Source organism: Hyunsoonleella pacifica, assembly GCF_004310335.1.
GTDB lineage: Bacteria > Bacteroidota > Bacteroidia > Flavobacteriales > Flavobacteriaceae > Jejuia > Jejuia pacifica.
Map to the genome: position 1 here is coordinate 96,982 of NZ_SIRS01000002.1, position 20,280 is coordinate 117,261.

Sequence of the window (20,280 nt, forward strand, 5' to 3'; positions counted from 1 at the left end):
AATACATTAATTTATGAAACTTGGTGTTCTTACTTTATTGTTTTTTGTTTTTGCATGTGCTAGTCCTACCAAAAACGAATCCTATGAAAAACAGTTTGAAACCTATTATAAAAAAAACATGTATAATCCTGATTCATTTAAATTGGTAGGAGCAACAAAGAAGGAAGGTTCTATTTATCATAAAGCAAATAAGGAGTTTTTAAAAGTACTAACAGCAAAAGCGTATAGTAAACAAAAAAACGATAGCCTTATTTCACAACGATTAGAAAATCAAAATCAGGTATTTTTTAAAATAATGGCAAATAATGCTGTTGGTGTACCAGTGCAAAACATTATTTCATGTTATTTTATTGATGGTAAGCTGAAGTATGTAGATGAAAAAAAGATAGATTAGAATAAGTAAAATTACTAAATGACGCATGAGTTTAAACATATAATAAATGACGCAATTAAAGCTAAAACAAAAGGGGTAACCTGTATTTTGGCGTCAGTTGTAGATTTAGATGGTTCCTCTTACAGACGCCCTGGAGTACGGATGCTTATTTTAGAAAATGGAGAGATAATAGGAGCAGTAAGCGGTGGTTGCGTTGAAAAAGAAGTAGTATTACAAGCACAATCTGTTTTTACAACAGGACAATCTAAGATGATGACCTATGATGGTAGGTATCGCTTAGGTTGTGAAGGTATTTTATATATATTACTAGAAGCTATTACTTTTGAAAAAGAGTTTGAAGTTGCTTTTTTTAAATGTTTGAATGATAGACAAACTTTTGAAGTAGTGTCAAAATACCAAAAAAGCGAAGGCATTTTTAAGGGCATTGGTTCTACTGTTAACATCGGTAACTCTAGCTTTGCGCTTTCAAATAATAGTTCTGAAAAGAAGAGGCTCTTCACATTTCATCAAAACATGTTACCTTGTTTCAAACTGATAATTATTGGAGCTGAACATGATGCAGTTCAACTATGTAAATATGCCGTATTAACAGGTTGGGAAGTAACTATAGTTGCTGGAGTATCTGAAGATAAAACAGTGGAGTATTTTGAAGGTGCACAAAATTTAATAACTACAACACCAGAAGAGTTTGATATATCAAGTGTCGACATGCAAACAGCAGTTGTTTTAATGACGCATAATTTTGCTTACGATTTGAGGTATCTAGTTGCTTTACATAAAGCTAATCCTAATTACATTGGGCTTTTGGGACCAACAAAACGACGTGAAGATTTGCTTACTCAATGTATTGAATATTGCCCTGATATTTCAGACGAATTCTTAGAAACTATCCACGGACCAGCAGGTTTAGATATTGGTTCTGAAACACCACAAGAAATTGCGATTTCTATCGTTTCAGAGATTTTAGCAGTAACCCGAAAACGAAACTCAAAATCGTTACGCTTAAAGTCAGGACATATCCATCAAAAACAATAGGTTTTGAGTTTTACTTCAAAAATAACCATAGCGATTTTAGCCGCAGGAGCTTCAAAGCGTATGGGAAGTCCCAAGCAACTTCTAAAATGGGAAAATACTACATTGTTAAAGCATACTATTAAGACTTGTAAAGATACTGTGGAGGAAGATATTGTAGTGATTCTTGGTGCAAATTACGCTGCTATTAGTTCAGATATTAAAACAGAAGCCGTACATATTATAGAAAATGAAAATTGGGATTTAGGATTGGGAAAATCCATAGCCTGTGCAGCACAATATTGTTTAGATTCTAAAGTAAATAGTGATGGTCTTTTAATCGTTTTAGCAGATCAACCTTTTGTAACAACTGTATATTTAGATAGCATGATAAACTTATTTGATTCTAATTTCGAAGCGATTGTTGCTACTGCATATAACCCACATAAAAATGGAGTTCCTGCACTGTTTCATAAAAACTACTTTAAAGAATTATCTGAATTATCAGGAGATGACGGAGCAAAATCACTATTAAAAAAATACAAGCAATCGGTAAAAGCGATATATCCAGATTTTGAAAACCTCGATATAGATACAAAGGAGGATTATCAACATGAGCTAAAACGGTCTTAGCAGTAAAGCGAATTTTTTCATTATTTATTATATCTTCGAAGCATGAGTAAATCGCCAATAGATAAAGCTTTAACACCAGAAAAATTCAAAAATTTACGAGTAAAAGAACCACCAACAAATTCTGCAGGAGTTGGAGGTTTAAAAGCAGCTACTGCACATGCTGTAAAATATATCAAGCCCTCAAATATTTTAAAGATTACTCAAAACATTAACCAAAAAGGAGGTTTTGATTGTCCTGGTTGTGCGTGGCCCGATCCAGATGATGAGCGTTCGTCTTTAGGCGAATATTGCGAAAATGGTTTAAAAGCCATGGCAGAGGAAATGCAAAATAAGTTGATTTATCGTGAGTTTTTTGCTAACAATTCTGTTGATGAATTAGCAAGCTTATCAGATTTTGAAATTGGCAAATCAGGGCGTTTAGCAGAGCCTATGTATTTACCAAAAGGTGCTACGCATTATCAACCTATTTCGTGGGAAAACGCTTTTAGGAAAGTTGGAGAACATTTAAATGCATTAGATAGTGCAGACGAAGCCGTGTTTTACACTTCAGGTAGAACAACAAACGAGGCCGCATTTTTATACCAATTATTTGTTCGCGAATTTGGAACATCAAATTTGCCAGATTGTTCCAATATGTGTCATGAAGCCAGTGGAAGTGCATTATCCGAAACGTTAGGAATAGGTAAAGGCTCCGTAACACTAGACGATTTATACAAAGCAGAATTAGTGATTGTTGTTGGTCAAAACCCTGCAACAAATCATCCAAGGATGTTATCGGCTTTAGAAAAAACCAAGAAGAATGGTGGTAAAATAATAGCAATAAACCCTTTACCTGAAGCAGGATTAATGAAGTTTACTGATCCGCAAAACCCAATTAAAATTCTAAAAGGCGGTACCAAACTTTCAGATGTATTTGTGCCTATTACTATAAATGGGGATGTAGCATTTTTTAAAGCTTTATTACTAAAATTACAGGAGAGAGAAGAAAAAACAGGAAGTGTTTTTGATAAGGCGTTTATTGAAGACTACACGAGCGGGTTAGATGACTTTATTTCAGATTTAAAAACTTATAATTTTGAAGATTGCTTAAAAGCATCAGGAGTGCTAAAAGATATATTTGATGCCGTTTTTGATTTAGTTTTAAACAAAAACAAGATTATCATTTGTTGGGCGATGGGCTTAACACAGCATGAAAACGCTATTGATAATATTCGAGAGTTGGTAAACCTGTTATTGCTAAAAGGAAGTATAGGAAAAGAAGGTGCGGGTACCTGCCCTGTAAGAGGACATTCCAATGTACAAGGCGATAGAACTGTTGGTATTTGGGAATCTGCTCCACAAGCATTTTTAGATAAAATTGAGGCTAAATATGGTTTTAAACCTTCTCCAAAGCATGGTTATAGTGTTATTGAGTCCATTAAAGCTATGTGTGAAAAAAAAGCTAAAGTATTTTTTGGTTTAGGTGGTAATTTTATTTCAGCAGTGCCCGATACGGCCTATTCCGCTCAAGCTCTGGCAAATTGTAATTTAACGGTGCATGTTAGTACCAAATTGAATCGTTCGCATTTAGTTACAGGACAAGAAGCTTTAATTTTACCGTGTTTAGGTAGGGCAGAGAAGGATTATCAAAAAACAGGAGTGCAAACCCAAAGTGTAGAGAATTCCATGGGTGTGGTGTCTTCTACTAAAGGGATCTTAGAGCCTTGTTCAAACAGTTTAATGAGTGAGGTTGCAGTAGTTTGTGGTATTGCTCATGCTACATTAAAAACACGTTCTAAAATTAACTGGTTGGACTATAAAGACGATTATAACTTGGTGCGTGATGATATCGCTGAGGTTGTGAATGGTTTTGAAAACTATAATAACAAATTAAAACAACCCTCAGGGTTTTATCTGCCAAACGGCGCAAGGGCACGAAAGTTTAACACCAAAACAGGAAAAGCAAATTTTACAATTAATAAGCTACCTCAGTGGAAGTTAAATAAAGGAGAGTTGGTTATGATGACCATAAGAAGTCACGACCAGTTTAATACTACAATTTATGGGTTAGATGATCGTTACAGAGGTGTATTTAATGAAAGACGCATCATTTTTATGAACAAGGACGATATGAAAACACGAGGTTTACAGGAGCAGGATATAGTCAACCTAAAATCAGAATACAATGGTGTAGTTAGAGAAGCTAATAGTTTTAAAGTAATTGGTTACAATATTCCAAAATACTGTTGTGCTACTTATTTCCCTGAGGCTAATGTGCTTGTGCCTTTAGACAGTTTTGCGCACACTGCTAAAACGCCAGCGTCCAAGAGCGTTAGAATAACTGTAAAACCAGCAAATTAGAACAAGAACATAAAAGTATTTTTTACCAGTAACCTATAAATTTTATTATTGTGAAAACCATTCGTCGACACTTAATTTCTATTCGTCGCCATTTAAATCTCAATTGTCGAAATACGATAAAAACAAACGTATTATATTTTAATTTTGATCTTACAAAAACGGAGAGATTATGAATACTCTAAATATACTACTCATAGAAGATGACATGATAGAGGTAATGAAGTTGCACAGGACAATTTCTAAATTAAAACTACCTCACAATATCGTTGAAGCGAATAACGGAGAGGACGCGTTGAAAATTTTACAAAAAAAAGATGAATTGCCTCACATTATTTTATTAGATTTGAATATGCCGAAGTTAAACGGTATAGAGTTTTTGAATATTTTAAAGAATGATGATGTATTAAAATACATACCCACTATTATACTAACTACATCTAATAACCAAAAAGATTTATTGGAATGTTATAAAATAGGAATTGCGGGTTACATTATAAAACCTTTAAAATACGAAGACTATATATCTAAAATTGAAAAACTTATGGCGTATTGGAGTATTAATGAATTAAAGCAAATTTAGGTGAAAGGCATCTTATTTACGGAGTTTTTAGATTTAGTAGAAGATAAATATGGACTCGAAATGGTTGACAAAATAATAACCAGTTCGAAGCTAGAATCTGAAGGTGTTTACACTGCTGTAGGCACTTACGAGTTTTCAGAAATGTTGCAATTATTACAGCATTTAAGTACAAATACAGGTATATCAATTGATGATTTGTTATTAGTATACGCTGAACATTTTTTTGATGTTTTAAAGCAGAATTACCCTGAACTTTTGGCGGCATATAAAGATCCTGTCGAAATGTTAGCTTCTATTGAAAATCACATTCATGTTGAGGTTAAGAAAATTTATCCTGATGCTGAACTACCAACTTTTGATGTCCTCAAAAAAACAAAAAAATCATTAGTGATGATATATAAGTCCAGTAGAGCTATGCATCACTTTGGTCTAGGTTTAATGAATAAAACGTTTGAGCATTTTAACGCAACAGCAGATATTGTTGTTGAAAAGCTTAGAGATGATGGCACAGAAGTTAAGTTTGTAATCAACAAAAATTAATGAGTCAAGAAAAAATTGACATGTTAGAGCGTGCGCTTGCACGTGAAAAAGGAGCTAGAAAACTGGCTGAAAAACTTCTGGAAAATAAAGCTGCAGAGCTATATGATGCTAATCAAAAATTAGAAAAATCTTATTTAGAGTTAGAGGCACTTTTCAATAAAACGGATTCTCAATTACAGGGCGTTTTCGAAAATATAGTAGATGCCTACGTCATCATGGATTTATGGGGCAATATTTTGAAAATGAACAATGCAGCCGTAGATTTATTAGGCTTTACTGATACTAATGAAAATGCTAATTTGATGGATATGGTACATCCTGTTGATCTAGAAATAGTTTCAAGGTCTTTTAAAAAACTACTTTTAGATGGTACCATTACAGATTCAAATTTTAAAATTGTTACTCAACAAAAGGTAGTGAAACTAGTACATGTTAATGCAAGTATTATTTATGAAGACGATTTACCTGTTGCAGCTCAAGGGATAGTTAGAGATATTACAGAAGTAAATAGTTTACAAATACAAAAAGAAAAACTACTTGAAAAGTTAGAAAAAAGTAATGATGAGCTTCAAGAATATGCGCATATTGTTTCTCACGATTTAAAATCTCCATTACGTAGTATAGATGCATTAGTAAACTGGATTAAAGAAGATAATGAAGATAAGCTCGATGACGTAAGCCTTAAAAACTTTGATCTAATAGAAACTACGTTGGAGAAAATGGAACAACTTATTTCAGATGTACTAATCTACTCAAGTTTAGGTGCTGAAACGTCTGAAAAAGATATAGTAGATTTAGATGTACTGGTTAGAGATTTAAAAACCATATTATACGTTCCAGAAGATGTATCTATATCAGTTTTAAACCCACTCCCTAAAATAGAAGGAGAAAAGATTAAACTACAACAGCTATTTCAAAATTTAATCAGTAATGCCATTAAATTTATTGATAAGGAGGTTGGTCTAATTGAAATTGACGTTAAAGATATAGGAACACATTATCAATTCTTAGTTAAAGATAATGGTATAGGTATTGAGAAAAAGTTTCATGAGAAAATCTTCAAGATATTTCATTCATTAAATAAGAGTAAAGATTCTTCAGGTATTGGACTTTCTATTGTAAAAAAAATTGTTGATTTGCATGAAGGAGACATCTGGTTAGAAAGTGAATCGAAAAAGGGAACAACTTTCTTTTTTACTTTAAAAAAGTAGTATATGAAAATAGTACAGTTAAAAAAAACTAATGATAGCTCTTGGGAGTATTTATCTAAAGACATTAATCTAATTAAACCATTAGTTTTGGTGTTAGGGAACAGATATTTATTAGAGAGCACAACTATATATGATGAAGTTAAATCATTATTTCCAGATGGTCATTTTGTGTTTGGTTCAACTAGTGGAGATATCACATCCAATACTGTAGATGATAAAAGTATAACCATAACAGCTGTTGAGTTTGAGAGAACAGAGTTTATAATTAAAACTAGCAATGTCTTAAGCTCAGATTTAGATAGTTATAAAACAGGAGTAAATCTATTAAAGCAGTTTCCCAAGGAAGGTTTAAAGTATGTTTTTGTTTTATCTGAAGGTAGTTTTATCAACGGAAGTGAGCTAACTAAAGGGATGAATGCATCTGTATTTAATAATATATTAATTACAGGAGGCCTGTGTGGAGATGCAGCTCGTTTTGAAAAAACAGTTGCTGGTTACAACGAAAACCCAAAATCAGGAGAAATTATAGCTATAGGGTTTTATGGAAAATCGTTTGAAGCATCTTTTTCAATCTATGGAGGCTGGACTCCTTTTGGTCCAGAGCGTATCGTTACTAAATCAGAGAACAATGTGCTTTATGAATTAGATAGTCAACCTGCATTGGATTTATACAAAAAATATCTAGGCGAAAAGTCTAAAGAGTTGCCAGCGGCTGCTTTGTTATACCCTTTAAATGTTAAGTCTACAGAAGAAAAACAATCTTTTGTACGTACTATTTTAAATATAAACGAGGAGAAGAATACAATGATTCTTGCAGGAGATATTCCTGAAGGCTCGCAAGTACAGTTGATGATGACTAATGTAGATAATATTGCTAATGCATCAGAGCGTGCAGCTAGACAAGCTTTAGAGTTAAGAAATAGTAAACCACAATTGGCATTGTTAGTAAGTTGCATTGGTAGAAAATTGGTTTTGGATCAACGTGTTGAAGAAGAAATAGAAGAAGTAGTAGCAGTAGTAGGAGATAACACAACAATATGTGGATTTTATTCCTATGGAGAGATAGCGCCTTTCCATGGTGAAAACAACTGCCAATTGCACAACCAAACCATGACTATAACACTAATAAGCGAATAATGAACTCTCTACTTAAACGCCAAATTCGTAAATATTTACCAGAAGAAGAGGCGACTTCTGCAAAGATGTTTAATTTCTTAGATGCTATAAACAGGTCTTACACAAATTTTGATGAACATTATGTAATGCAACAAAGGGCTATGGCTATTAGTTCTGAAGAATTATATGCAGCGAATGAGCAATTAAAGAAAGAAGCTAAAGCACAAAAAGAGTTTATAGCTAAGCTAAAACATGTTATAGAAACCCTTAAATTTTATGAATTACCAAGTAACTCAAGTTTAGATAATGTAGATTTAGATGGTTTAAAATTGGTTGAATTTATAGATAATCAAACTAGGGAAATCGTTAAAATAAACAAGCAACGAGAAAAACTACTTGAAGAATTAGGACATCAAAATCAAGAATTAAGTGACTATGCACACATGGTATCTCATGATTTGAAGTCGCCACTTCGAAGTATAGATGCTTTAACAGCATGGATAAGTGAAGATTATAAAGATAAGTTTGATGATGATGGACGTGAAAGTTTAGTTCTTATCAGAAATAATGTAGAAAAAATGGATACGCTAATTAGTGGTATTTTAGATTATTCTACTATAAACAAAAATCAAACAGAATTTTACGATGTAAATATTGATAAGTTGGTTGATAATATTACTTCTATTATGTTAGTACCGCAACATATTACCATAGAAAAAACTAATAAATTGCCTATTGTAAAAGGTGATAAATTTAGATTACAACAACTGTTTCAAAACCTCATAGACAATGCTATTAAGTATAATGATAAATCTGAAGGGCGTATCGAAATTGGCGTTGAAGACGATAATACATTTTGGAAGTTTTTTGTAAGAGATAATGGAAAAGGTATTGATGGTGTGTATTTTGACAAAATATTTAAAACATTTCAAAAGTTAGAAAATAATCCCGAATCTTCAGGAATAGGTTTATCTATAGTTAAAAAAATAGTGACGCTATATGGTGGCAAAATTTGGGTAGAATCTAAACTAGAAACCGGCACAACTTTTTATTTTACTTTAAAAAAATAAATAATGGAAACACCAAATCTATCTTATTTAAACCAACTATCTGGAGGAGACGAAAGTTTTAAGGATAAGTTAATTGCAATCATAAAAAAGGAATTTCCAGAAGAGAAAGAGGTTTATATTAAAAACTTTAAAGCCAAAGATTTTCAGGCATTAGTGCAAAACGTACATAAGATTAAGCATAAAATTAGTATTTTAGGCCTTGAAAAAAGTTATAAAATAGCAGAAGATTACGAGGAAAATTTAAAAGAAAATAACCTTTCTGGAAATGAGGCTTTTAATGAGATCCTTAAAACTATTACAGATTATTTAGAGACCTTGTAAAGACCGCCACATTAATGAATTGTATTATTATTGATGATGAAGCAACAGCTAGAGCAATTATTTCTCAGTTGTGTTCTAATATACCAAGCTTAAATATTTTGGAATCGTTTCCAAATGCATTACAGGCCATAAAATATTTAAATCAAAACAAAGTAGATTTAATTTTTTTAGATATACATATGTCAGATTTTACAGGTTTCGACTTTATCCAAACACTTAAAAATCCGCCTAAAATAATTTTAACAACATCAGATGGCCAATTTGCCATCGAAGCTTTTGAATACGATTGTATTGTTGATTATTTAGTAAAGCCTGTAGCTTTACCCCGATTTAAAAAAGCTATCAAAAAAGCTGAATCTTTTCAACTTACAACGCCGAAGCCTCCCAAAAAAAATAAACTAGAAACTACATCTGGCAACGACCTTTATGTGAATATTGATAGGCGATTAATTAAAATAGATATTCCAAGTATTTATTTGGTTAAGGCCAAAGGCGATTACATACATGTAAAAACAGAAAATAAAGATTACACTGTACATTCTACATTAAAGAAAATAGAAGAGAAGTTACCTAACGATTTGTTTTTAAAAGTTCATCGTTCATATATTATTAATGTTAAAAAAATTATTGATATAGAAGATAATAGTGTACTTATTAAAAAAGACGTAATACCTGTAAGTCGTTCCAACCGGCCTGAATTAATGAAGCGTTTAAATTTGCTTTAAAGATTTAACTTTAATACTAGTACTTCAAGTTACCTTTATAAAAACCATATATATTCAACTTTTCCGCATAATTTCACTCTAGTAAATCACCTAATTATAGTAGCCACATATTTAAAAAATCCTTTCAAAAATACACTTCATCGATGTTTTTGTGATTTAAACTGTTAAAATATTGTGTTATTCAACTAATGCTATTGTAATTACAACAATCAATATATTCTTTTTCGTACATTAGATTAGTGTTATAAATAATATCATACATAATTATTTTAACTTAACTATTAAACCATTCGTCTACACTAAAGTTTCATCGAACGAAAAATAAAGATAACCCCAAAATAACAAACCTACATTTGTAGTATAAAACCTAAGAATCATGAAAAAATTACTACTACTATTATTTATTACAACTGCTTTATATGGACAAGATCAACCATTTAATTGTGATTATAACGCTTATTTATTTCAATATAATGATGTTTACGCCATTGATTTGGCCTCCGGAAATTCGTATGCGGTTGCAACTGATGTTACAGAGGGTTCTATCAATGCAGCCGCTTACAATCCGGCAGATGGCTTTATATGGGGATCTTTAAGTTCTCCTTCTAAATCGATTGTTAGAATAGGAAAAGATTTTTCAACAGTTGTATTTTATGTAGACGAACTACCAACTAGTGGTCGTTATATAGGAGATATTAGTGCTAATGGTGTTTATTATTTAAAAGGAGGAGGAACAACGTATTACTCTATAGATGTAGATCCAGAATCGGAAAACTATGGGCAACATATAGCTACTTTAACTTTACCTCAAAGTATTAGCATCCACGATTGGGCATTCAATGCTGTAGATGGCATGTTATATACAGTTGAAAAGGGAACAAATATTTTATATAGAATAAATATTGACACAGGAGCAATGACTAATCTAGGAGAAGTTCCTATTCTTTCAGGGTTAAATTATACGTATGGTGCAGTGTATTTTGATGCGGATGGACGTTTTTATGTTTCAGCCAATCAAACAGGAACCATTTATGTAATTCAAAATGTACAAGATTTAACTGGCTCGAATATTATGGAATCTAATCTATTTGCATTTGGTCCATCAAGTTCTCAAAACGATGGTGCACGTTGTCCTACAGCACCAGTACCACAGGAAGACTGTTCAAATGGTATTGATGACGACGGGGATGGACTAATCGATTGTGAAGATCCTTCATGTTCTGGTTATGCTGGATGTCCTGTGATAGAAGCCTCAACATCTTCAAGCGCAAATGAAGGAGGATTAGAGAGTAATAATAGACTTTCAGAATTAGTAAACAAACGTAATTTTAATCGTGCAAAGCGCAGTTATAATTTTGATAAAACTACAGCGAAGCGATTCAAAAAAACATCAAAGTATGGTAAAAATCTATCAGGAAAGGGAAATACGCTTCAGTTGTCAGATTTTATTCCTTTAGATGTGATAAGTGAGGATGAAGCTATAGAATCTTCTCCTCAAGATTTAATAGGTATTACTAATGCAACAGAGATATATTCGGTAGATTATATAAAAAACAGTGAAGCTGTAGCATCTATTTTATTACTAAAAACAGAAGATGGTGTGTATGAGCATTCAAAATATATCTGTGATAGATTATTGGGAGCAGAGTTAATATCAGTGTCAACTATAGAAATTAAAGGACAGCAATTTATAAGATCGTTGATACGAAATGTATATGGTAACTTAGAATTTGTATTAAGTTTTTCAGCTAAAGCTGTAGATAACGATACTAATTTTGAAATAGAAAGCCATTGGAATATTGATAAATACGAGGATAATGTAGGTTTTTATAATTTCCAAATTTGGACCAACTCCTTGGATAATTTAGTAAAGCTTGGAGAAGAAGTGGTAACACTATTAGAGGTACAAAAGCCAGTAATTAATTACAACAACTCATCAGCACCAACAGTATTTATAAAATCAGGAAAATACCGTAATGGAAAGCTAGACTTATTGATAGTTAACACGAATAGAACAGAGAATATAGTATTTGATGGAGGCGTAAGAACTACAGAAACAGGAACAGTAGAAATGGTATCTACTAACATCACATTAGATGGGCATTATATATCTAATGTAGAAGTAGATGCAGGTAGTTTATTTGACGTAGGGTTCAGAATTGGGGATGGCGTAAACATTCCAGATGACCTGTTTTTATCTGATGGACCATGGGGCTACGATGATGCTCAAGCCAATGTAACACGTTTTGATGTTGCCACAAACAGCGAGAGCTTTCAAGAAGATGTATATCAAGTAGAGCGTAACATAGCTTTAGAAGCTACAACAGACGATTATGTAGCGGTATACCGTGCATTAACACCAAAGTTTAATCCTATAGACTTATCAGCGTACAATAGTTTAAAACTTAAAGCCAGCGGTACAGGAACATTAATAGTACGTTTGGTCAAAGAAAGTATTAGCGATTGGGAAGCGCAATTTAAAACAAGCATAACGCTAACTGAAGATATGGAAGAATATACTCTGCCTTTTTCAGACTTTATAGACCAAGGAGGAGCAGCTTTACAAGCAAACGATGTAACATCTATAGTGTATACTATGTTGGCTGAAAATGGCGAAACGCAAACAAAAATATTAGATTTAGAACACGTACATTTTGCTAGCAGTTCTTTATCAGTAGAAGATATAGAAAATACAGGTATAGAAATACTAGCCACCCCCAATCCAATGCATTTAAGTACAAGCATTCAATTTAATGCTCCAGCTACTGAAACTTTTGATGTAGAAGTATATAACCAATTAGGACATTTGGTAAAAACCATAGAAGTAAAGGCTGTAAGAGGAAACAATAACGTAACTCTAAAGCGAGGAAGCTTAAGTTCGGGAATATATTTTTGCAAGTTAGAAAGTAAACTAACCCATTATAAAACAATCAAGCTTGTTTTGGATTAGATTAAACTCCAACCCAAATTGAATTAACTGAGGATTAATAATAGCGACTAATTCAAAAGTGAAAAAGCGTAAGAAACATAAGTTTTTTGCGCTTTTTTATTGTAATAATTGGGCGTTACCACAAGGGTCGGGCTTTCGGCAGTCGCTCCCTCCTGCGTCGGGGAGCTTCAACAAATGCCTCAATCCCTAACGCGGGTTCTGGCTAAATATTTAGATACTGCAATTGAGTAAGAAAATTATAGGTTTTTGTTATACTGTTTAGTATTTTCCTGATTGACAAATAGAACTAAAAAAGTATTAAACTTCCATATAGCCAACTAAAATGGAGTTATAAACCGAATAGTTTGAGGATATAAACAATTTAATCCCATCAATAACAATAAATTCCGTAAATGCCGTATAAATGTCGTTAGCAAGTCACTATAAATTGAGAATTTAAAGAATATTTTTGCTGTACAAATTTAACTGAACTAATAATGACAGAAATTGGAAATAGAATAAAAGAAATACGATTAAAAAAGGATTATCTCAAGAAGAATTAGCTGAAGCTTCTAAGGTAAATTTACGGACAATTCAACGAATTGAAAATAATGAAACCAAACCAAGAGAAAAAACCCTTCAATTAATTTTTAACGCATTAGAAATAGAAATAATTGAGCGAGAAAAAAAAAGGGTTAATAAATATTTAATTTTGTCATCCTTTTTAACAGTTTTAATAATCATATGCTCTCTACTTCCTTGGACTAGATTTTTTGATTATTTCAAAAATGGAAAGAGAATATATAGAAATAATTCAGGGTGGGATGGACAATCAATAGTTTTTGACTATGATTTCCCATATTGGCTGATTACTTTAAGTGTAATATCTATTGGATTAATCGTTGTTAGTCATTCTTTAGAAATAATAGAAAATAAAAAGAGGTACATTGCTATACAGCTTGGATTGATAATTTGGTTTTTGTTAGGCTTATTTAACTATAGTTTTACACAAAGCTTTGATGTAAGACCTGGGTTATTTATTACAATAATAGCTACTATTTTATTAATTTTTGCATACCGAAAAAAAGAAAGAAAAACTGGTGTTAACAATTTATAAACACAATTACGGTGGATTCGACAAAATACGAATCCTCCGTAATTGCTAATGCTTGTGCCCAACAAAAAAGTTTACGTCCTTAACCTGTAACTGACGGTTACATGTGATAAATGTGCTCAATTACTGATTTGATCTTTTAATCCATCAGAAATAGCTTGTGCATATTGCTTTACTTTATACCCATTACCAGGAGTATTAATAAAGAAAAAGAATTGCCAAATAAATCCACCAGCTAAACGGTTTTGAGATTTATTTTGCCAATCTTCGTATTTCATCTTGGTTTCAGATGGCGTGTATTGGCCTAAAGCTCCCGAAGAATTAATAGATTCTACTCCGGGTACAATAGGAATGGAAGGAAATTTTTCTATCCATACTGAAGGATCATTTCCGTATCCTCCATCATAGCACTGTAAATGAAAACGTTCTACAACACCGCTATATTTGGAAACATATTGATACCACTCTTCCCATCCTTCCAAATAATATGGTGCAGCTGTAAGCTTTAAACCTGCTTTAATAGCAGCTAGTGTTACTGTTTTTACCTTTTCACTTGTTGCTATTTCTTGTTCATTATCCATATCAATACCTGTCAATCCATTTGTTTTTAACCAAAGCATAACACTACTGAGTGCTGTTGAACTCATAGCAGCTAAAGCTTCAATTGCCGAGTCGCCAAGGGAAAAATAGACATCTGAAATATTGTTTTTTGAAGTAAATTCGAACAAAACTGATATCCAGTCAGAATCTCCAACATACGCGCCATTCGAATCAAACATAGGAGAAGTAGGGTCGTTATATACAATTCCTCCTTTATAACCATTAGGTCCAGAAATAATGAGTGAGTTAATAGAGGTATCTTCATAGTAGCTTGAATATTTAGTAACTTCGTTGGAAGGATATGCATTACGTGAATACATTGCAATAGTTTGTTTTATAGAACTCATATTTTTTGTAGTTAGATAATTTTACATAAAAGTCATCCCCCTACCGGGGAATGACTAAGTTTTTATTTTATTAATAGTGCATGATTATGCCGTAGTGGTCTGTAGAAGAGTAACAGAAGTCTTCTCATACGAATCACATTGAGGCGCACTTCCATACCATGGCGTTCCACTAAAGAATACCGCAGTATTAGCACTAAAATTTTTATCCGCGCTTAAGTACATTGGCTGTCTACAAAAGAAAAAGAACGTAATGTCAGGATTTGCTTCTGCATGTACTTTGGCAGCTTCAACAGAAGTTCCAGTGATGGTATCAATGTGATTATCCCAAGAAGCACCACCATACTGCGCTACATCAGAGACAGTTTTCCAAGTTGTCTTTGAAGGATTGATGGCTGCTTTGTAAGCTTCTGATGCAGATTTGATACCATTAAAATACTCTTTGTATTTAGGTTTGATATTGTTTTCAAGATCGTTACACATTTGCTTACATTGATCAACGACATTGACGATATCAAGAATATTGAATACCACATCCACAACAGACATTACAACGACAACTGCTGCTGCAAATTTCCCAACTGCATCCATTGCCTCAAATGCACTAACGCCAACTTCCTCAGCAGGAATACCTGCGTCTCTAGCTGCTGTTTCGATAGTTTTTGTCGCGATATTCAATCTATTCTTCAAAATCAAGATAGATATTCCTCTTACTAATTCTGTTCCTACTTTAGCTGCTGCTGGAGGTGTCCAACCTACTAATGAGTTCATGAATTTTTCAACATCGGCATCAGATTTTGCACTAAGGTTTAATTCATCTAATGCATCGTAGACCTGATTGATTTCGCTACTATTATAGACAATTCTTGCAGACTCAGCATAAGTCCTAAAAGTTGCTGCGTCTAATTTACCTGCTTTTCTTTGTACCTCGGCCATGAACTGCATTAAGTTAGCTCTACAGGTCTTGGTATCAAGACCTACAGGTGCTTTAGATGCAATCAAATTATTGTTCTTTTTGTATTGTGCTACGTAATTTGCAACACTGGGACCAATCTTATTCGAAATATCAGTATCTGCAGTTTGTAATTTGTTGTTCAGTTCTTTTGACTTATCCGAGATTACTTTTTCTTCAATAATTGCGGTAGCTTCAAGAGCAGCAAATGCAGCCATTCCCAAACCAAAAGACCAGATTGAAGCTACAGCAGCAGCATCAGCTGCTATCTTGGTAGCATCAGCTGCAATTGTTCTATCCCTTACCTCCATTGCTAAGCTTTCCAATTCAGAAAACTCAGAGTTTACTGCACTTTCAGCATCAAAATCGCCTACATTTAAGAATAGTGTTTGTTCTTTGATAATATCATCAATGTTTCCATCACTCTCGGTATCCCAAGTTGACATATAGTTTAAATAGGTTATTAAATCAGTACTTGCCATGTTTTTAAAATTTGATATTTCCCTACTCTATTTAAAATAGGCTTTTCGGTTGCGCCTTTGTAATCACAAAACTGATAGTAGCTACTCAATCGAATAATTTGTTTTGGATGTGATGTAAAGTTTAGGAATTAATGAATTGAATTATAACAAAATGGCATGAGCGCTAGATTTTTGTGTATAAGTAAGATAATTCTATGTATAAAAGGAGAAATAGTATACACGTATAAGTATTGTAGTGGTTTAGAGTTTAAACCCTAGTCCTGAATCTTTATAAAATGGAAGTAATAATTATAAAGAAGTAAGAGTTTATATTCCGCTACTATTCCTTATGAGATATACTACTGGTTATTTCTAAACCCAGGCGTTTTACATAAATACCATTTAAACCTGACTCCAATTTCAGTAAACGTAAATCCCGCAGCTGTAGCAGAGGCTATATTACTTCTTGTACCAAAAAGGTTTAAAAGAGCGCGTTCAGAAAACTTATAACCAAAAGCGCCTTGTATACGATAGGTGCTTTGTTTTTCATCATCTTCAATAAACTGGTATCCTGTTGCAGCAGTTAATTGATAAAACCATGCTTTAGGTTTTGTAATGCTTTCATCTTTAATCACATTAATAAACACCTCGCCAGCATTAAAGCGTTCTGGACTAAAATAAATAGTAGGCACCTGGTTTTTAAAGGTAATATATTGGTAGTTTAAACCAGCTTTTAAACTAGGTTTTGATAAAATGTTGTAGTATAGTGATGTAAATAATAAGTTTCTGGCATTGTCATCACTTTGAATGGTATAATAATACTGTGTAAACCAACCCAAATTAAAATTAGTGCTAAGACTGTAATTGGCGTAAAGGTTATGCATTACAATTTCCCTGTCTAATAATTCTGCATTAAAATTTTGAACCTCCCGTTTATAGCCTATATCTAAAACTTGTAGCTTAAAAGGTTTTATGTTAAAAGAAATATCTGTTAAAAGTTGAGTATAATCATCCGTATCTGCCTTAGCTGAAGTAATTCCAGCAATACCTTTAAAGGTAATGTTGGGTAACAGTTGGTAGGACAAACCCAAACCAGCATTGTTGGATGTAGCCTTATTGTTGGTAACATTATTATTTGTGGTACGATACCCATAATTTGCTAACCATTTAAAACGTGTAGACGTAGGAAACTCCAAATTTACCATAAACGCATAGGCCTTGTTATTGCCATTATCGAAAGAATAACTGGCTTTGGCTTCTAAAAATGGTGTAAAGTTGCTATTTAAGGTGTTTATAAACTGCGTGGCATCCTTTTGTTTGTCATAAAATTTTAAGGTGTTTTCTGCAGAGAGATATGCCTCATCATAATTGCCTAAAGCTTTTAAAGCATTGGCTTTCCCTAAGTTGCCATCAAAAGAGCTACTGTCGTTTTCCAATATACGATTATAGTCGGCTAAACTTTTTTTAAAGTCGCTTTTATAGATGTTAAGTGTAGCACTTAAAGCTAAAATCCAATTTTCATTGGGTTTATTTACCATTAAGTTATCTATTAAGGCTTTAGCGGTTTTAAATTTTTTATTCCAAATTAAAGCTTGTATGTATCGTTCAGTGGTAGGCTGAACCAAATTAGCATCTGTGTCAGCAGCACCCAAACTTAAAAACGCTTGTTCACTTAACCTTAAAGCCTCTTTTTCTTTCCCTTTTAAGTGCTTAACCAAGGCTAGTCCGTTTAATGCTATTAACTTATTATCTTCAATATTACCAATGGTGTTGTAGGTAGTTTCAGCATCATCAAATTTAGCTGCAATAATATATAAGTTGGCTAAATTTAATAAGCTGTCTTTATCATCTTTAAAAAGGCTAAGGTTTTCTTTTAAAAGGCGTTCTGCCTCAGTATAATTTTGGGCTTGCTGATTTTGGTACGCATAGCCTAAATAAATATATTTTTTGGAGGTTAAAGCATTAGGATTTCCAGGAGATACATCTAGGGCTTTATTGACATACAATAAAGCATCAGAATATAATTTTAAGTTGGATAAAGTGTTAGCATATCCTAAAAGAGCAGGAAAACTTGTGTTATTTTCTGCAATTAAGTTTTCGTAAAACGATTTAGCAGCATCGTAATTTTTACTCCAAAGTAAACTTTCGGCATAATTAAGTTTTATTTCAAAATCATCAGGGTATAGGTTTAATAAGTCCGTGAAGATACGTACTGCTTTTTTGGATTGTCCTAATAACCCAACAGCTCTGCCATAGCATAATTTAGCTGTTTTATTTTTAGGATATGTTTCTAGTACTGTTTTAAAAAAGGATTCAGCATTAGCATATTGCCCTGTTTCCAAATAACTAAACCCAGTTTGCATATCTTGAGAATACGCTATTGTAGTGATAAAAAAAGCGAGCAATACGCCATATAATTTAATATGCGTCATATAATTTTAGTGATACTGCAATTTAAGGTAAAACCAGTTTTATTAGTCTAATAGCAACAAGTTATTTGCCAAAATTTATCTACACCCAATTGAATGGCGATAAATTATAACAAAACATAGCCTTTGTTTACCAGTAATAGTAACCGATTTAGTTATATAGTATAGTTATAAAAAGTTGTTTTATTTATAATGAAATGCTATTTGCCCTAGCTGTCCAACAATTTTAATAGAGTCTTTCATGGATAGTTTAGAGCCATCAGCGTGAATCCATCGCTTTAAGGGTTGCTCACAGATATATGAAATTGCTTTTTTCTTTCCATAATGCTTGCGCATACGTATAAAGATTTCAACATCAAAAATCCAAGGGCTTATAAATTTATCTTTAAACATATGTTTTACGATATCTTTATCCATGATTTTTGCACCACATTGGGTATCGTTAAACGGCATTTCCAAAATAGTTCTTATAATAAGATTTATAGTTTTACTAATTATTTTTCTAGCCGATTCCTTTGTAATGTCAGCACCCATTCTACTCATTCTTGAACCACTTACAATTTTAAAATCGGTAGTTTCTATGGTTTTTACTAAATCGTCAAAGTCTCTAAAGTCTGTAGATAAGTCGGCATCTAAATACCCTATGTAGTCTAATTGAGGATCTTTGGCTAAATGCAAAACACCTTGTCTTACAGCTTCTGCTTTTCCACCATTTTTTTCACAATTATATACGCTAATATTAGTTTCTCTTCCTTTTTGGAGGTTATTTAAAACCTCTAAAGTATTATCTTTGCTACCATCGTTTACAAAACATAAATGATAACCTAGATTACTGTCTACGAAATCTATAAACTCTTTACTTAATAATCGTTCTTCTTCATTATAACATGGTATTACTACACCAACACATCGCTTTTGAAGCATCTGGTCTTTGGTACTTTTGTTTTGTAATTTGTTAGTTTTAATACCAAATATTCTAGAAATTCTAGCAGTAACTTCGTTTAATGATACAGGTTTTTTCATGTAGTCATCAATGCCTAATTCAAAACCATCAATTATGGTATCTTCACTAGTGTTTCCAGAAAGCACTAAAATTTTTACTTTAGATTTTTTTTCAAATCTTATGTGTTTTACGACATCTAAACCAGACATGCCGTCCATATTAATGTCTACAATAACAATGTCAGGTTTATAAGAATCAAAGACTTCTAGGCCTTCTTCTCCAGTACTAGCACATTTTATGCTAAAACCTAAATCAGTTAAGTGTTTTTCTAATGATAGCAAGATTAATTGCTGATCATCTATTGCTAAAATTTTTATCATAATGGGTAGGATTTTGGGGTTATTATATGACGTTTTACCGTCTTTTTTATGATTAATTTTGTTGTAAATATAACTTTTATTTGAAAGAAATATATGATTTTTTTGTATTTTTTATCGACAAAATGTATATTTGTTCGATTTCGTGTCGGTTTTTACACAAAAAACACGAAGAAAATACCAACCCCAA

At 32.6% G+C, this 20,280-nt stretch carries 17 protein-coding genes; 13 read left to right on the forward strand and 4 right to left on the reverse strand.

Translation table 11 applies throughout. The annotated features are described in order from the left end of the window. Positions 1-13 precede the first annotated feature (13 nt). From EYD46_RS03860 to EYD46_RS03920, 13 genes are all read left to right on the forward strand, one after another. Entirely contained in the window at positions 14-394 is a 381-nt protein-coding gene (locus tag EYD46_RS03860; protein WP_130935754.1) for a hypothetical protein, read from the forward strand. An 18-nt stretch (positions 395-412) separates the two neighbouring features. Continuing rightward, positions 413-1,429 (forward strand): XdhC family protein, encoded by a 1,017-nt coding sequence (locus tag EYD46_RS03865; RefSeq protein ID WP_130935755.1) that lies wholly within the window; start codon positions 413-415, stop codon positions 1,427-1,429. A gap of 3 nt (positions 1,430-1,432) precedes the next feature. Further along, a complete protein-coding gene (locus EYD46_RS03870) occupies positions 1,433-2,038 on the forward strand; it encodes a nucleotidyltransferase family protein (protein WP_130935756.1) in 606 nt (201 codons plus the stop codon). Between the two features lie 42 nt (positions 2,039-2,080). Continuing rightward, positions 2,081-4,378 carry an FdhF/YdeP family oxidoreductase gene (locus EYD46_RS03875; RefSeq protein WP_130935757.1) on the forward strand — a complete coding sequence of 766 codons (2,298 nt, stop codon included), beginning with the start codon at positions 2,081-2,083 and terminating at the stop codon, positions 4,376-4,378. Between the two features lie 169 nt (positions 4,379-4,547). Next, positions 4,548-4,958, forward strand: a complete 411-nt coding sequence (locus EYD46_RS03880; protein WP_130935758.1) for a response regulator — start codon at positions 4,548-4,550, stop codon at positions 4,956-4,958. Then, the gene (locus tag EYD46_RS03885) at positions 4,959-5,498 is read left to right on the forward strand and encodes a heme NO-binding domain-containing protein (protein WP_130935759.1); all 540 of its coding nucleotides are present in this window, start codon (positions 4,959-4,961) and stop codon (positions 5,496-5,498) included. Beyond that, positions 5,498-6,709 carry a sensor histidine kinase gene (locus EYD46_RS03890; RefSeq protein ID WP_130935760.1) on the forward strand — a complete coding sequence of 404 codons (1,212 nt, stop codon included), beginning with the start codon at positions 5,498-5,500 and terminating at the stop codon, positions 6,707-6,709. The genes EYD46_RS03885 and EYD46_RS03890 overlap by 1 nt, the downstream gene beginning before the upstream one ends. Positions 6,710-6,712: 3 nt before the next feature. Further along, complete coding sequence (locus EYD46_RS03895; protein ID WP_130935761.1) at positions 6,713-7,846, forward strand: FIST signal transduction protein; 1,134 nt, start codon at positions 6,713-6,715, stop codon at positions 7,844-7,846. Then, positions 7,846-8,895 carry a sensor histidine kinase gene (locus EYD46_RS03900; RefSeq protein ID WP_130935762.1) on the forward strand — a complete coding sequence of 350 codons (1,050 nt, stop codon included), beginning with the start codon at positions 7,846-7,848 and terminating at the stop codon, positions 8,893-8,895. The genes EYD46_RS03895 and EYD46_RS03900 overlap by 1 nt, the downstream gene beginning before the upstream one ends. 3 nt (positions 8,896-8,898) lie before the next feature. Then, entirely contained in the window at positions 8,899-9,216 is a 318-nt protein-coding gene (locus EYD46_RS03905) for an Hpt domain-containing protein (protein ID WP_130935763.1), read from the forward strand. A gap of 14 nt (positions 9,217-9,230) precedes the next feature. Beyond that, positions 9,231-9,941, forward strand: coding sequence for a LytR/AlgR family response regulator transcription factor (locus tag EYD46_RS03910; protein ID WP_130935764.1), 711 nt, complete (start codon positions 9,231-9,233; stop codon positions 9,939-9,941). A 376-nt stretch (positions 9,942-10,317) separates the two neighbouring features. Then, positions 10,318-12,891: a DUF6923 family protein gene (locus tag EYD46_RS03915; protein WP_130935765.1), complete on the forward strand. Its 2,574-nt coding sequence runs from the start codon at positions 10,318-10,320 to the stop codon at positions 12,889-12,891. A 691-nt stretch (positions 12,892-13,582) separates the two neighbouring features. Then, on the forward strand, positions 13,583-13,987 hold the full coding sequence (locus tag EYD46_RS03920) for a hypothetical protein (RefSeq protein WP_229731287.1): 405 nt from the start codon (positions 13,583-13,585) through the stop codon (positions 13,985-13,987). 116 nt (positions 13,988-14,103) lie between these two features. Here EYD46_RS03920 and EYD46_RS03925 read toward each other — a convergent pair whose 3' ends face one another. From EYD46_RS03925 to EYD46_RS03940, 4 genes are all read right to left on the reverse strand, one after another. Next, the gene (locus EYD46_RS03925) at positions 14,104-14,931 is read right to left on the reverse strand and encodes a hypothetical protein (RefSeq protein WP_130935766.1); all 828 of its coding nucleotides are present in this window, start codon (positions 14,929-14,931) and stop codon (positions 14,104-14,106) included. A gap of 84 nt (positions 14,932-15,015) precedes the next feature. Continuing rightward, positions 15,016-16,362 (reverse strand): hypothetical protein, encoded by a 1,347-nt coding sequence (locus tag EYD46_RS03930; protein WP_130935767.1) that lies wholly within the window; start codon positions 16,360-16,362, stop codon positions 15,016-15,018. 338 nt (positions 16,363-16,700) lie between these two features. Beyond that, a complete protein-coding gene (locus tag EYD46_RS03935) occupies positions 16,701-18,773 on the reverse strand; it encodes a tetratricopeptide repeat protein (RefSeq protein ID WP_229731286.1) in 2,073 nt (690 codons plus the stop codon). 180 nt (positions 18,774-18,953) lie between these two features. Then, positions 18,954-20,090 (reverse strand): response regulator, encoded by a 1,137-nt coding sequence (locus EYD46_RS03940; RefSeq protein WP_130936227.1) that lies wholly within the window; start codon positions 20,088-20,090, stop codon positions 18,954-18,956. Positions 20,091-20,280: the final 190 nt, after the last annotated feature.